The following is a 13,808-nucleotide window of genomic DNA, read 5'->3' as shown; positions in this document are numbered from 1 at the left end:
CCGGAAAGCCTGGAGCCACCTGGAACCCGGACGCGGATCCGCACGACCCGGCCCTTGTTCCACCGCCGCGCGCCGGGGACACTCGTCCCCATGGCATCTGGCCCCGCGGCTTCGCGTCCCTGGTTCGCGTTCTCCCTCGACCTGGCTCCGGCCGCGGCGAGCCGGCACCTGCACGGCCTGCCCCCCGTGCCCGACTTCCCCGAGGGCGAGCTCGCCGAGGCCCTGGACGTGGACGTCGTCTATGACGTGCACGTGCCCAACTGGGGCGGCCGGGTCGCACGCCTGGTGGATGCGCCCGGACACCGTCTGTCCGGGCGCCTGCGCCCCGTGGCCACCGAAGCCTGGCCCGTCCTCGCCCGCCTGGAGACCGCGCTCGCCTTCGCCTCCGAGGAGCGCCCGGTGAAGGTTCGCACCGCCTCCGGCACCGTGGTGGACGCCCACGCCTTCACCCCCGCCGCGCGCAACGCCTCCACGCAGGGGCCCGTCAGCGAGGCCTTCCTGATCACCCTCGCCGTCGCCGCCGAGCGCGCCCGCCTGCCTGCCGCCGTCGTCGAAAAACTCCAGGCAGAGGCCCGCATCGTCCACGCCGTCCAGCACGCCCGGCCCGACGGACACCGCCCTCCGCCCCCCTCCAAGTCCGGCATTAAGTGACAGCCGGGTCCAGCCGGACCGAAAAACGCCCTGTCCCCTGAGAAAAAAGGCGGGGTGACGCAACCGGGCGCCGCGTCACACCGACGATGGAAGGGAGGGGCCCTCCCCGATCGTCTCCCCCGCCGGCCCCGAGGACTTTCACCGCATGTCGCTGCGAATCCCGACGGGAGTCTCCACCCCGCGCCCCACGCCCGCGAATGCCGCCGCCCCCACCGCCGCGCCCGCGAACACCGCGGTGCCCGCCGGGGCGGACCTCCCCGCCAATGCGCCCGCATCCAATGTCGTGGCGCCCACGGGGGGTAGCTGGAAGCGCTCCGCCACCAAGGAGGTGGCCATCTCCGACCTCCAGCAGAAGTTCGGCTGGACGGACGAAAGCTGGCAGGGGCGCCTGCTGCACGCGGCGGACGAGGGCACTGACGGAAGCCGCGCCTCGAACGGCCAGGTCTCCGCGGCGGAGCTGGAGTCGTACCTCTCCGCGCCCACGGACGCGCAGTTCCTCACGTCCACGGCGCTCCAGCAGCAGCGCGCGGCGCTCGACGCGAAGCTTCAGGGCGGCGCGCAGTCCGCGAAGGTGGACAGCTTCGACAGCCCCTGGCAGCAGTCCGTGGCGAAGCGCGCGGACCTCCTGGGCGGCAACGGCGACGGGGAGCTCTCCGCCGACGAGCTGACGGCCTACATCAACGCGTCCAAGGCGAACCAGGCCAAGGGCACGGGCACGGCCGCGAACACGCAGTGGGTGCCGGACCAGCAGATGGCCGCCTTCCAGAGCCGCGTGGCGGAAGTCGCCGGCGAGGTGGATCCGCTCCAGGGCGTGGGCGGGAGCGGCGCGACGCCCGGCCTGAACATGGTGAAGGAGTACTCGCGCACGCTCATGGACACGGACAAGAACGTGCCCACGTTCGTGAGCTACATGCTGTCCGCGGCGGACGTGAAGGAGACGCCCGCGGATGTCAGCCGGCTGGACAGCACCTTCGTGCGCGACCCGGAGCTGAAGCAGGGTGGCGTGGTGGACTCCGACTACAACAACACCGGTTTCGACCGGGGGCACATGAAGCCGGCCGAGGACTCGCCCACGCAGGCGGCGATGAACGAAAGCCACTACATGAGCAACATCGCGCCCCAGCACGGCAACCACAACCAGCAGGTGTGGCGCACGCTGGAGCGCGGCGTGTCGGAGATGATCAAGGAGACCGGCGGCAAGGCCTACATCGTCACGGGCAACCTGTACCTGGACGACAAGGGCAAGCCGCTGCCGCCCGAGTCCCTCCAGACGACGGGCTCGAAGGCCGACCGGCAGATCGCGGTCCCCACGCACAACTTCAAGACGGTCCTGCTGGAGCTGCCCAACGGCAACCTGTCGATGTTCGCGTACATGGTGCCCAACGCGAAGGAGGGCCCGTCCAAGAAGGAGGACATCCTCCCGCTGCTCCAGGAGTCGCGCGTGCCGGTGGACCAGATTGAAGGGCTGCTGGGCCAGGACCTCTACGCGCAGTTGCCCAAGAGCGTGCAGGACACGCTGGAGAAGGACACCTCCGCCGCGGGCGTCTTCCAGCAGCAGAGCCTCTACGAGTCCGCCACGCTGCTGCGCGCCCCCTGAAGCATCTGTCGGGGGCCGCACACGCTGGCGGCCTTTGACCGCCGCGCCGCGCGCTCCCGGATGAGCATGGCCGTGCCTCTTGAAGGAGCGCACGCCCATGGCCCTGCCGCCCATCCATCACCGGACGCTCGACCTGGACGGGGTCGAGGTCTTCTACCGGGAAGCCGGTCCCGAGGACGCGCCGGTGGTGTTGCTGCCGCACGGCTATCCGTCCTCGTCGTTCCAGTACCGGAACTACCTGCCCGCGCTCGCGGACCGCTGGCGGTTGATCGCGCCGGACTACCCGGGCTTCGGGTACAGCGGCACGCCTGACGACTTCGACTATTCGTTCGACGGTTACGCCGGCTTCCTGGAGCGCTTCACGCAGGCGCTGGGGCTGACGCGTTACGCGCTCTACCTGCACGACTACGGTTCGCAGATCGGCCTGCGGCTGGCCATCCGCGCGCCGGAGCGGGTGGCGGCGTTGATCCTCCAGAACGGGGACATCTACGAGGACGTGCTCGGGCCGAAGTACCAGTCGCTGAAGGCGTACTGGGCGAACCCCAGCGCGGCGGCGCGCGAGAAGCTGGCCGGGACCGTGAGCGAGGAGGGCTTCCGCGACGAGTTCCTGGGTGAGGTGGCGCCACATCTGGCGTCACGGATCAGCCCGGACCTGTGGAAGCTGTCGTGGCCGCTGATGCGGACGCCGAAGCGCCGGGAGATCGCCGTCGGCCTGATGGAGGGGCTGAAGGAGAACCTGGACTGGTTCCCCCGCTATCAGGCGTATTTGCGCGAGCACCGGCCGCCGACGTTGATCGTCTGGGGCCCGCAGGACGGCTACATGCCGGAGGCTTCGGCAAGGGCATACCTGCGCGACCTGCCGGACGCGGAGCTGCACCTGCTGGAGGGCGGGCACTGGGCGCTGGAGACGAACCTGGAGGAGGTCGTCGCGCTGTCGCGGGACTTCCTCGGCAGGGTGCACCGGTGAGGGCTCAGCGCCGCACGCGGTAGCGGAGCCACACGATGCCGGAGTCGCGGCGCTCCACGTGGGTGAGCTCCAGCGAGGCGCCCGCGCCGGTGGAGCCCTGGGGGCGGTCGAAGAGGGTAGGCGTGCCGGGCAGGCCGTCGGCGGAGGGGTGCACGAGGAGGCTCACCTCGTCGATGAGGCCCGCGGAGAGGAAGGAGCCATTGATGCCACCGCCGCCCTCCAGCAGCACGGTCTTGATGCCGAAGGTGTCTCCGAGCTTCTCCAGCACGCGGGCGAAGTCGATGTCCTGCTTGCCGCCGAAGACATAGGAGACGCCGCGCTCGCGCAGGTGGGCGAGGTGGGCGTCGGGGACGGACTCGGTGAGCACGACGACGAGGTGGTCGTCATCGATGGCGCCGGAATCCCAGCTCAGCTTGCCGTGGGCATCCAGGGCGATGGCGTAGGACTCCGCGTCCTTGCGAGCGACGAAGTCCGTGCGGGGCAGGGGCGACGCGGGAGCGGGCTTGGATACGGAGCCTTCGGCGGCGAAGTCCTCCATGGTGATGCGGCCGCACATCCAGGCGTCCGCGTCGAAGGTATCGGCGGTGCGCTCGTACTCACCGCGCATCGACGCCGGGTCGGGCCAGTGCTTGACGACGATGCGCCCGTCGATGGACGAGATCATGTGGCAGATGACATGGGGCTTCATCGGGTGGCTCCGGAGCACGGCCCGCCTTCAGGCGGCGGGCGGCGGAGCGAGGATGGTTCCCGAGGAGCCCCAGCCTGTCGAACCGATTCCGCGCCGGTCCGTTCACAATCCCGCGAGCTGCTACTGCGTCGCGCCGGGAGCGTCGGAGGCTTCGGCGGTGGAGGGCTTCTCCTCCTCCGCCTTGGGTGCTTCAAGAGGTTCGGGCTCCGACTTGCCCACCTGGATGGCCACCGGGCTGGAGACAATGGGCTGGGGCGAGAACGGGCTCCTGGGCGTCGCGCCCACTCCCACGTAGGAGCAGCCAGCCAGGGTGAACAATGAGACGACGGCGAGCAGTCGGGTCATGAGCGCATTCAAGCGGACGTCCTGGTGGGAAATCCAGCCACGGAGGCGTTCAGCCGTTGGCCGTCGCGCGGGTGAATTCCATCACCCAGTTGGTCTCCCAGGTCTCTCCGTCGAGGGAGAAGGCCTGTTCCCACCGGGCCCGGTCGTTGCCCAGGCGCGTCCAGTGGAAGACGACCTGGACCGGGCGGCCTCCTTCGGTGTCCTCTCCGTAGAAGCGGCCGTGGTCTCCGGTGAAGCCTCCGTGCACGGGGGGCTGGAGCACCGCGTGGCGACTGTCGATCCAGTGGATGGACCAGCGGCGCTCCCTCGCGTCGAACAGGCGCAGGGCCATGCCGGAGAAGCCCCGCTCGAAGACGGTCTCCTCGACGTTGGAGAGCCCGCCCAGGTGGGGCTGGCAGCGCATCCTGGACGTGAAGACATCCCAGTCGTTGCTGCCCGTCAGCCGCTGCTTGAGCTTCCGGTTCACGCACGTCCATTCGCCCATGAGGAAGTCGAAGTCGTGCACGTCGCCCGTGGGCAAGGGGGGAAGGGGCTTCATGGGGCAAATCCTTTCAGCGCAGCTCGGAGCGCGCGGTGGGGGACAGCGTCAGGTGTTCGATGGGTGCGCTCAGCCACGGTTGGAGCGGCTCCGCCCAACCCTTCGTGGCGGCTCGGCGGCGAAGGTGCTCGCGGTGGTGTGCCGTGTCCGGGAACACGGTGAGCCAGGCGAAGACGTGCTCGCCCGTGCGCACGGGCAGGGCAGGGAAGGTGTTCTCCGCGGACTCGGTCTGGAACAGCCCTTGGGGCGGTGCTCCCAGCTCCGTGAGCACCGGGCGCACGTGGTGGTCGAAGCTGGCCGTGAGTGCCTCGGCGGCGGGGGCCTTCAGGTGGCAGAGCGTCACCTCCACCCGTGCTGGGGGGCGTGTCTCCGTGCCTGGAGAAGCGCGGGGTGTGCCCGGATGCGCGAGGCCCTGGATGGGTCGCAGGAGCAGGACGTTGTCGGAGTCCTGCATGGTCGCGTTCGCCGCGTTGCGGTGCTCCTTCCACACCGGGCCGCCGTAGAACGCGCTCAGCGCTTCGCGCCGTGAGGCCATGTCGCGGAAGCCTCGCAGCCAGACGAACCGGTCCGGACGGTCCTCGTCGCGGAACTGACCGATGAGGTGCATGCCGGTGGCTTCCTGCGACTCGATGAAGGTCCGCTCGAAGAGCGAGATGAGGACGTCCCGCTGGCCGGGATGCAGCGTGTACTGGCGCAGTTCGAGGACCGAGCAGCAAGAGGACGGCATGAGGGCTTCCGGGGTGCGAGTGCGGAGGCCATCCTTGCCAGGGAACTGGTAGGGTCATGAAGACCACTTCCGTCAGAACCGGCCATACCAGTTGAAGACCTCCATCGGCGTCGCGTCATCGCTCATCCTGCGGCTCGACTCACGGAGCCCCACGCCGCTCCATGAGCAGCTCTTCGAGGGCATCCGCGCGCGCATCCTCGCGGGGGCACTGGCACCCGGCCTGCGGCTTCCTTCCTCCCGTCAGCTCGCCACCGAGCTGGACGTGGCCCGCAGCACCGTCCTCCAAGCGCTGGACGCGCTCACGGCGGAGGGCTACCTCGTCGCCCAGGCGGGCTCCTGCACGCGCGTCGCGCCCGAGTTGCCCATCCTCGCCGGAGACCGGAGCCGTGAACCCGGGCTCGCTGCTGCCACACGCGGGCCGAGCTCCGATGCGCGGGACCCGGGTTCCCGGCTCGCCGCCACACGCGCTTCTGGCTTCGGGGAGCGGGGGCGAAGTGCTTCGCGGGGGCCTCGGCTTGCTGCGTCCGCGCAGGCGCTGAGGTCCACGCCGGTCGGTGCTCCGCGCCTCGGGGCCGCGCCTCGCGCGTTCCGGCCCGGTGTTCCCGCGCTGGACCTGTTCCCCACCGCGCTCTGGGCCCGCACGGTGTCTCGCGTTCATGCTCGCGCGAGCACGGGGTTGCTCGACGGGGGGGACCCTGCGGGCATCGCACCATTGCGTGACGCCATCGCCACCCATGTGTCCGTGTCTCGTGGCGTGCGCTGCTCTCCGGCGCAGGTCTTCATCACGGCGGGCACCCAGCAGGCCTTCGATGAAGTGCTCCGGCTCGCGCTGAACCCGGGGGACTCCGTCTGGGTGGAGGACCCTGGCTACCCCGGCGTCCGGCGCGCCGTGCTCTCCGCGGGAGGACGTCCGGTGCCCATCCCCGTGGATGGAGATGGGCTCGACGTGGGCGCGGGCCTGACTCGTGCGCCTCGGGCACGGGTCGCGCTGGTGGCGCCTTCGCACCAATACCCGCTGGGCGTCACGCTGAGCCTGGCGCGGCGGATGGCGCTGCTCCAGTGGGCCGAACGCACCCGCTCGCTGATCATCGAGGACGATTACGACAGCGAGTTCCGTCACCGCGGCCGTCCGCTCACCGCGCTCCAGGGGCTCGATGACGCCGGCTGCGTGGTCTACGTGGGCACGTTCAGCAAGTCGATGTTCCCCGGCCTGCGCCTGGGCTTCCTCGTGGTGCCACCCTCGCTCGTGGAGGTCTTCACCGCCTCGCGCGCCACCGCGCCCGCGCCCGCCTCCACGCTGGAGCAGGCCGCGCTCGCCGCGTTCCTCGCGGAGGGGCACTTCGCCCGTCACCTGCGCAGGATGCGCGCGGCCTATCGCGAGCGCGGTGAAGCCCTGCTCGAAGCCCTGCGCGCCGACTGCCCGGACGTGCTGACGCCCCGGCCCTGCGACACCGGGATGCAGGTCTGCGCGTCCCTGGCCGCCCCCCTGTCCGACCTGGGTGTCCGCGATGAAGCCGCCCGGAAGGGCGTGGAGGTCGCCGCCCTGTCTGGCTACTTCCTCGGCCGCCGCCGCGAGTCCGGCCTCGTCTTCGGCTTTGGTGGCGTGCGCCCGGACGACATGCGCACCGGGACACGCGCCCTGGCACGGGCAATCGAAGCCGCGCGCCGCCACGACCTTTGAACCTCTCAACCCCACCCGAAAGGACCTCCCCGATGAGCGACGACCGCCCCGTGAAGCTGACCGTCACGCACCGCTTCAAGGCCTCCGCCGAACAGGTCTTCAGTGCCTGGACCCATCCCGGGAAGGCCCGCTGCTGGCTCTTCGTCACGGCGCCCGAGAAGCCGCTGGTGCGCGCGGAGATCAATGCGCGGGTGGGCGGCCGGTTCTGCCTCTCGGACCTGCGCGACGGCGAAGCGGTGGCGCATGAGGGCGAGTACCTGGAGGTCGAGCGGCCGCGCCGGCTGGTGTTCACCTTCGCGGTGCCGAAGTACTCGCCGGACTACGACCGGGTGACGGTGGACATCGTTCCCGAGGGGGAGGACTGCGTCCTCACCCTGACCCACGAGATGGGCCCGGACGGCGAGAAGTGGAAGGACAGCACCGAGAAGGGCTGGTCCAAGATGCTGGGGGCGCTGGACACCTGGTTCTACGAGGCCCCAGCCACCATCCAGTTGGCCTGACGTCCCTTCCCGGGCGCGAGCCGTCTACGATGGCACCATGACCTGGCGTTCCCTCCTCCTCTCGCTGGTGCTGCTGTCCGCATGCGGGCAGCGGCGCAGTGACCCCGCGCGCGTGGCGGAGGACCTGATGCGCCCCGCGCCCATGGGCGCCTTCGCCGCGGGCACGCCTCCGGTCTCCACGGAAGCCTGCACGGTGCGCACGGCGAAGCAGTGCTTCGACCAGGCACTCACGCTGCTGGCCACGAACGCGAAGGGCCCCGAGCGGCTGCGCGCGTTGTCCCTGATGGGCAAGGCCTGTGACGGGCAGGTGAAGGACGCCTGCTCCTGGCTGTCCCAGCACGTGAAGGAGCCCCGGCGCGTGCGCGGCGGCCCGCCAGATGACCCGGTGTTCCAGGAGGCCTTCGAGCACTGGCGCGAGGGCCGCAAGCACCACGTGCGCGTGACGTGCCGGCTGGTGCAGGGCGGCGTGCCCCAGCAATGCGAGGTGCGGGAAGCGACGCTGCCCCCGGACCTGCTGGCGCAGGCGCTCGCCAGCATCCAGGCTTCGCGTTACGTGCTGCCCACCCTCGACGGAGAGCCCTTCGAATGCGACTGGACCATCGTCATCAAGTGACGCGGCTGTGGCCCGTGCTGGCCCTGTCGCTCTTCACCGGCTGTTTCGCCGGCACCGTGCACCGCGGCCCGGTGACGGACCACTTCGACGGCGAGTCGTTCCAGAACATCGGCGACGCGCCGAAGCTGTCCCCGCTCACGCTGATATCCGCCGTGATGGAGGAGAAGCGCGGCCCCTGGCGCGACTACGCGGACGAGCCCGCCGGCCCGAAGCCGCCGGAGCGCGTGGACCCGGGCGAGCTGCGCGTGACGTTCATCGGCCACGCCACGGTGCTGCTCCAGGCGGACGGGGTGAACGTGCTGACGGACCCCATCTATTCGGAGCGGGCGAGCCCCGTGTCCTTCGTGGGCCCCAAGCGCGTGCGGCCCCCGGGCATCCGCTTCGAGGACCTGCCGCCCATCGACATCGTGGTGGTGAGCCACAACCACTACGACCACATGGACCTGCCCACGCTGCGGCAACTGGAGGCCGCGCACCACCCGCTCTTCCTCGTGGGCCTGGGCAACCGCGAGCTGCTCCTGGACGAGGGCTTCCAGCGCGTGGAGGAGCTGGACTGGTGGCAGTCCGCGAAGAGTGGGCCCCCGGGATTGAAGGTATGGGCGGTGCCCGCGCAGCACCGCTCGAACCGGGGGCTGACGGACCAGGAGGAGACGCTGTGGGCGGGCTACGTGCTGGAGACGTCCGGAGGTCCGGTGCTCTTCGCGGGTGACACGGGGTTGGGGCCGCACTTCGACCGCATCTCGGAGCGCTTCGGGCCCATGCGCCTGTCGGTGCTGCCCATTGGCGCCTTCCGTCCGCGCGTCCTGCACCCGGTGCACATGGGGCCGGAGGACGCGCTGAAGGCGCACCACGTGCTGCGCTCGGGAACGTCCGTGGCGATGCACTACGGCACCTTCCCCATGGCGTGGGACGGCCAGGACGAGGCGAAGTACCTGCTGTTGCGGCTCCTCTTGAAGGAGGAGGTGCGGCCGCGCTTCTGGGCGCTCGGCTTCGGCGAGGGCCGGGACGTGCCGCCGCTGGCGCCGGGGACTGACGGGCGCGCCAATGCCGGACGCTGAAGACGCGGTGCCTCCGGAGGTGGAGGCGAAGGCGAAGATGGACCGGGCGCGCGCGTGCATCCGCGCGGGCGAGTTGGAGGAGGCGATTCCGCTCTGCGACGAGGTGTATCGGCGCTTCACGCTGTCGAAGGTGCCGGCGCTCCAGCTCCAGGTGGCGCGGGCGTTGGGGCACCGGGGCGCGGCCATCTCGGAGCAGGGGATGTTCAACGAGGCGCTGGTCCACTTCGACGAGGTGGAGCGCCGCTTCTGGAGCCCGCGCAGGCCGGAGCTCTGGGAGGGCGTCGCGTGGGGGATGCTGTACCGGGCCCGCGTGCTCCTGGAGATGGACCGGGAGGACATGAGCAGCAACTGGCTGGAGCGGATGCTGAGCCGCTTCAAGGCGTTCGCGCAGCGGCCCGACCTGCGCATCCCGGTGGAGATGGCGCGAACGGCGGTGGTCGCCGCCCACAACCAGGGGCTGCGCTTCGAGGAGGCGCTGAGCCAGTCCGAGGCGCTGCTGAAGGAGTACGACGGAAACACCGAGCCGTTCCTGGTGGAGCAGACCGCGTCGGCGATGTTGGGGCGGGCCATCGCGCTCCAGGGGCTGGGGCACGTGGACGAAGCGCTGGAGGCGTTCGACGAAGTGGACGTGCGCTACTGCGAGGACACGGACCCGAGGATGCGCGCCCTGGTTTCCACCGCGCTCATGGGCCGCGCCCTCGTGTTGCTCCGGGAGGAGTTCCTCCCGGAGGCGCTGGGCGCGCTCGACGCCATCCTCGAACACGCGGGCCCGAACCCGGGACGGCGTCTGCTGGAGCCCGTGAGCTTCGCGAAGTTCCACCGCGAGGTCGTCGAACGCGAGCTGCAACTCGAGCGCGAGCGGGCCGCGCGCAGGCCGAAGCCTCCACCCCTGGCGAAGCCGAAGCCGCGCTAGCCCGGAGGCGGAAGCGACTTCCAGAGCCAGCCCAACCGCAGGTCCCGCTCCTCGAAGGGCGGAGCGCGGATGAGGTCATCGTCCTCGCCGTAGACGCCCACCTCCACCCAGAGGCCATCCCGCAACTCGCTCACGGTGAGAGTGCGCGCGTCCAGGTCCACGAACCACAGGTGCTTGATGCCGATGCGTGAGTAGAACGGCCGCTTGATGCGCGTGTCGTAGGCCCGCGTGGTCGGCGATAGGATTTCGCACGCCCAGTCGGGAACGTCCGTCCACTGCCCCTTGGGAAAGGTGGGCACCCGGTCGCGCCGCCAGCCCGCGAGATCCGGACTGAACTCAGGAGATCCGCCGACCCGGATGCCAGGCTCGGTCATGATCCACCAGCCGTCCGGCATCTCTTCACCGCTCAACTGGAGTGCGTCATCCAGCTCACGGTGAAGCCTGTACTCGAAGTGTCCATGCGCGGCACGCGGCCGTGCCTGCGTATACAGCGTTCCATCGATGATCTCGCCCACCACGCCCTCGGGCAGGGCCTCGATGTCAGCGAAGGTCGCCGGACCTTCGAGTGGTTTCGCGCCATAGGCCATGCCCGAAGTGTGGGGTTAGCAGCACCGTCTGACAAGCAGACCGCCGGGTCGTCAGTCCGGCTGCGCGATGATCAACGTCTGCAAGGGCAGATGCCGGATGGGCCGCGTGCTCTGCACCTTGAAACCCGCGTCATCCAGGAAGCCCTCGACCTCCGCGGGCGTGTACGACGCCGCTCCGGACGTGAGGAAGTAGTGCAACCCGATGAGCGGTGCGGACGTGCTCTCGGTCTCCCGCTCCTCGCGCAGGTACTCCAGCACCGCCAGCGTGCCCCGGGACACCATGGCCCCTCGCACGCGCCTGAGGAGCGCCACGTTCTGCGCGGGCGTCAGGTGGTGCATCACCTGGAACAGCAGCACGCCGTCATACGGCCCGCCCAGCTCCGCGTGCAGCACGTCCCCTTCCTTGTGCGTCACCCGGTGAGACAGCCCCGCCTGGGCGATGATGTCCCGCCCCACGCGCACGCTGCCCTCCAGGTCCACCACCGTGGCCTTCAGCCCCCGGTGCATCCGGCACAGCTCCGCCGCGTACCAGCCATGCGCGCCGCCCAGGTCCAGCAGGTGCCTGGCGCCCCGGGGCAGGGGAATGGCCGCCGCCACCTCCGGCGAGGCCAGCCGCGCCAACTGGTACATGGCCTGGATATAGTCGCGCCAGCGCGGGTCGTCCGGAGCGAACTGGTGGATGTCCACCGACTGCCCGCTCTTCACCGCGGTCTCCAGCTGCCCCCACCAGTCCCACTGCGCGTAGTTGAACTCCAGGAACGCATTGATGGACTGCGGCGAGCGCGGGTCCAACCACCGCCGCGCCCGGGGCGCCAGCCGGAAGCGGCCCCGGTTCAGCTCCACCACCTCGCAGGCGATGAGCGCTTCCAGGAGCGCTCGCATCCCTTCCGTGCTCGTCTTGAGCCGCGCCGCCAGCGCCTCCGCCGTCGCCGCGCCGTCCGCCAGCGCCGCGTAGACGCCCAGCCGGGCCCCGGCCATCAGCGTCCGCGACGCCATCATCCCGAAGAAGGCGTGCGCCAGGGGCTGCGGCGCCAGGTTGAGGAAGTCCGCCACCCGCTCCAGGAGGTTGCTTGCCTTCAGGCCCAGCCGCATCGCGCGTCGCTCCTTGGAGTGGGGGGAGTGGGCCTGCCGGCTACCGGCGGCGCCGCGAGCCTGCCACGGCGGCCACGCCCAGCACCATCAGCGCCGCCTGTGGACCCAACAGACAGCCCTGCGTCTCCGCCTGGCGGATGCCGGTGTACTTGCACTTGCCCGCGTTGCAGCTGAAGCGCGGCGCGCAGTCGCTGGTGCTGCGGCAGTCCGTGGGCACGCGGCCGGTGTTGTCATCCCCTTCCGGGGAGTTCGGATCGTCCGGCTGGCCCGCGTCCTGCTGCGGGCCCTCCTGGGCCAGGACCGTCAGGGGGGAGAACAGGAGCAGCCCGGCCAGGAGCCCTGCCGGGGGGATGCGGGAGAAGAGGGAGGGCATGAGGCGGGCGACACCCTAACGCCCCAGCGGGGCGCTTGCATCCATCCTCTGAAGCGGGCGGCCTTCCGGGGTTCCCTGGAAACGCTGGCCGCCCCGGCGCCCGAATCTGCTACGGTCCCCCCGCGATGGCGCCTCGAATCCTCGTCGTGGACGACAACCAGGAGCTCCTCTCCCTCCTCACGCAGCTGTTCGAGGACGCCGGGTACGAGGTGGTGGGCGCCAGCCGTGGCAAGCAGGCCATCGAGGCCGCCCGCGCCCAGCCCCCCGGCTGTGCTGTCTTGGACATCCTGCTGCCGGACATGATGGGCTACCACCTGGCGGACACGCTGCGGAAGGACAACCCCCAGCTGCCGCTGCTCTTCATCACCGGCGTCTTCAAGGGCGGCAAGCACGCCACCGAGGCGCGCCAGAAGTACCAGGCCGCCGGCTACTTCGAGAAACCCTTCGAGGCCCAGAAGCTGCTGGAGGCGGTGGCCAAGGTCCTGCCCGCGGAGAAGAAGGTCCCCGCCGCCTCCATGCAGGACGCCTTCGAGGTGGAGCTGGACATCGACGTGGAGGAGGAGGGCCCGCAGGACGCCATGGAGCTGACCGGCCGCATCAAGGTCACCGGCGGCGGCAACCTCACGGCCGAAATCCGCGGCGCCAACCTCACCGCCACGCCCATGCAGAAGGTGCCCACCACCCAGGTGCGGCCCCCCACGCCGGGCCGTCCGCCGGATCCGCTGCCCGTGGGCGCGGGCGCGCCGGGCAGCCGCCGGGGCGAGCTGAGGGACAACCTGCCCTCGCTGCTCACCGCCTTCTACCTGTCGCGCGAGACGGGCGAGCTGGGCGTGCAGCGCGGCAAGGTGAAGAAGGTCGTCTACTTCGAGAACGGCACCCCGGTGTTCGCGCTCTCCAACCTGCTGGCGGACCGCTTCGGGCAGTTCCTGGTGCGCGTGGGGAAGATCAAACCCGAGCAGCTCCAGGACGCGTCCGCCGTCGCCGCGCAGAGCCACCGGCGCACCGGTGACGTGCTGGTGGAGCGCGGCCTGCTCAAGGACACCGAGCGGCTGTACTACGTGGGCCAGCAGGTGAAGGCCATCATCTACTCGGTCTTCTCCTGGGAGGAGGGCACGTATGTGATGAGCTTCAAGGAGAAGGCCTCCTCGGAGTCCATCAAGCTGGACGTGCACCCGGCGAACCTCATCGTCCGGGGCATCAAGAAGCTCTACAAGCCGGAGCGCCTGCGCCGCCTGCTCCAGCCCGAGGACCGGCTCATCCCCGCCGTCGCTCCCGCCTACGGCCTCAACGAGGTGGAGCTGGAGCGCTGGGAGGCGGAGCTGCTGCCCAAGATTGACGGCAACCGCGTGGTGGCGGAGCTGCTCGCGTTCGCCAACCGCCCGGAGCACGTCGTCTACGGCTTCCTGGTGTCGATGATGGCGCTGGGCATCCTGGACAAGCGCTCATAAGCGCTCGCGGTGCCGCGCGGCTCGCTCTCG

At 70.4% G+C, this 13,808-nt stretch carries 16 protein-coding genes; 9 read left to right on the top strand and 7 right to left on the bottom strand.

Annotated elements, in window-relative coordinates; genetic code table 11:
- Positions 1-90: 90 nt before the first annotated feature.
- The 3 genes from ACX114_RS35915 (at position 91) to ACX114_RS35905 (ending at position 3,215) form a co-directional block, all read left to right on the top strand.
- Positions 91-651 (top strand): gamma-glutamylcyclotransferase, encoded by a 561-nt coding sequence (locus ACX114_RS35915; RefSeq protein WP_459291909.1) that lies wholly within the window; start codon positions 91-93, stop codon positions 649-651.
- 145 nt (positions 652-796) lie between these two features.
- Positions 797-2,248 (top strand): DNA/RNA non-specific endonuclease, encoded by a 1,452-nt coding sequence (locus ACX114_RS35910; protein ID WP_459291907.1) that lies wholly within the window; start codon positions 797-799, stop codon positions 2,246-2,248.
- Between the two features lie 97 nt (positions 2,249-2,345).
- Entirely contained in the window at positions 2,346-3,215 is an 870-nt protein-coding gene (locus ACX114_RS35905; RefSeq protein WP_459291905.1) for an alpha/beta fold hydrolase, read from the top strand.
- Between the two features lie 4 nt (positions 3,216-3,219).
- On the opposite strand, the gene ACX114_RS35900 is transcribed toward ACX114_RS35905, so the two are convergent.
- From ACX114_RS35900 to ACX114_RS35885, 4 genes are all read right to left on the bottom strand, one after another.
- Positions 3,220-3,903, bottom strand: coding sequence for a dihydrofolate reductase family protein (locus ACX114_RS35900; RefSeq protein WP_459291903.1), 684 nt, complete (start codon positions 3,901-3,903; stop codon positions 3,220-3,222).
- Between the two features lie 120 nt (positions 3,904-4,023).
- On the bottom strand, positions 4,024-4,248 hold the full coding sequence (locus ACX114_RS35895; protein ID WP_459291901.1) for a hypothetical protein: 225 nt from the start codon (positions 4,246-4,248) through the stop codon (positions 4,024-4,026).
- Positions 4,249-4,297: 49 nt separating this feature from the next.
- Positions 4,298-4,786, bottom strand: a complete 489-nt coding sequence (locus ACX114_RS35890; protein WP_459291899.1) for a hypothetical protein — start codon at positions 4,784-4,786, stop codon at positions 4,298-4,300.
- Positions 4,787-4,799: 13 nt separating this feature from the next.
- Positions 4,800-5,513: an NIPSNAP family protein gene (locus tag ACX114_RS35885; RefSeq protein ID WP_459291897.1), complete on the bottom strand. Its 714-nt coding sequence runs from the start codon at positions 5,511-5,513 to the stop codon at positions 4,800-4,802.
- A gap of 91 nt (positions 5,514-5,604) precedes the next feature.
- Here ACX114_RS35885 and pdxR point away from each other — a divergent pair, with 91 nt between their 5' ends.
- From pdxR to ACX114_RS35860, 5 genes are read left to right on the top strand one after another with little or no spacing between them, the layout of a single operon-like run.
- Entirely contained in the window at positions 5,605-7,194 is a 1,590-nt protein-coding gene (gene pdxR, locus ACX114_RS35880; protein WP_459291895.1) for a MocR-like pyridoxine biosynthesis transcription factor PdxR, read from the top strand.
- Between the two features lie 32 nt (positions 7,195-7,226).
- Positions 7,227-7,694: an SRPBCC family protein gene (locus tag ACX114_RS35875; protein WP_459291893.1), complete on the top strand. Its 468-nt coding sequence runs from the start codon at positions 7,227-7,229 to the stop codon at positions 7,692-7,694.
- Between the two features lie 37 nt (positions 7,695-7,731).
- On the top strand, positions 7,732-8,307 hold the full coding sequence (locus ACX114_RS35870) for a hypothetical protein (RefSeq protein ID WP_459291891.1): 576 nt from the start codon (positions 7,732-7,734) through the stop codon (positions 8,305-8,307).
- A complete protein-coding gene (locus ACX114_RS35865) occupies positions 8,280-9,365 on the top strand; it encodes an MBL fold metallo-hydrolase (RefSeq protein WP_459291889.1) in 1,086 nt (361 codons plus the stop codon). Before ACX114_RS35870 ends, ACX114_RS35865 begins: the two co-directional genes overlap by 28 nt.
- Positions 9,352-10,278 carry a tetratricopeptide repeat protein gene (locus ACX114_RS35860; RefSeq protein ID WP_459291887.1) on the top strand — a complete coding sequence of 309 codons (927 nt, stop codon included), beginning with the start codon at positions 9,352-9,354 and terminating at the stop codon, positions 10,276-10,278. Before ACX114_RS35865 ends, ACX114_RS35860 begins: the two co-directional genes overlap by 14 nt.
- On the opposite strand, the gene ACX114_RS35855 is transcribed toward ACX114_RS35860, so the two are convergent.
- Genes ACX114_RS35855 through ACX114_RS35845 form a run of 3 tightly spaced genes read right to left on the bottom strand, consistent with a single transcriptional unit; the run spans position 10,275 to position 12,330 of the window.
- Positions 10,275-10,865, bottom strand: coding sequence for a Uma2 family endonuclease (locus tag ACX114_RS35855; protein ID WP_459291885.1), 591 nt, complete (start codon positions 10,863-10,865; stop codon positions 10,275-10,277). The two genes, ACX114_RS35860 and ACX114_RS35855, sit on opposite strands and share 4 nt — an antisense overlap.
- A gap of 51 nt (positions 10,866-10,916) precedes the next feature.
- On the bottom strand, positions 10,917-11,957 hold the full coding sequence (locus tag ACX114_RS35850) for a class I SAM-dependent methyltransferase (protein ID WP_459291883.1): 1,041 nt from the start codon (positions 11,955-11,957) through the stop codon (positions 10,917-10,919).
- Between the two features lie 40 nt (positions 11,958-11,997).
- Positions 11,998-12,330, bottom strand: coding sequence for an MXAN_6627.5 family MYXO-CTERM protein (locus ACX114_RS35845; protein WP_459291881.1), 333 nt, complete (start codon positions 12,328-12,330; stop codon positions 11,998-12,000).
- A gap of 125 nt (positions 12,331-12,455) precedes the next feature.
- Here ACX114_RS35845 and ACX114_RS35840 point away from each other — a divergent pair, with 125 nt between their 5' ends.
- Complete coding sequence (locus tag ACX114_RS35840; protein ID WP_459291879.1) at positions 12,456-13,778, top strand: response regulator; 1,323 nt, start codon at positions 12,456-12,458, stop codon at positions 13,776-13,778.
- The last annotated feature ends 30 nt before the right edge of the window (positions 13,779-13,808 follow it).

Source organism: Corallococcus sp. M7, from assembly GCF_054512695.1.
The sequence above is the reverse complement of the archived record's forward strand: the minus strand, read 5'-3'. Positions and strand labels throughout refer to the sequence as shown.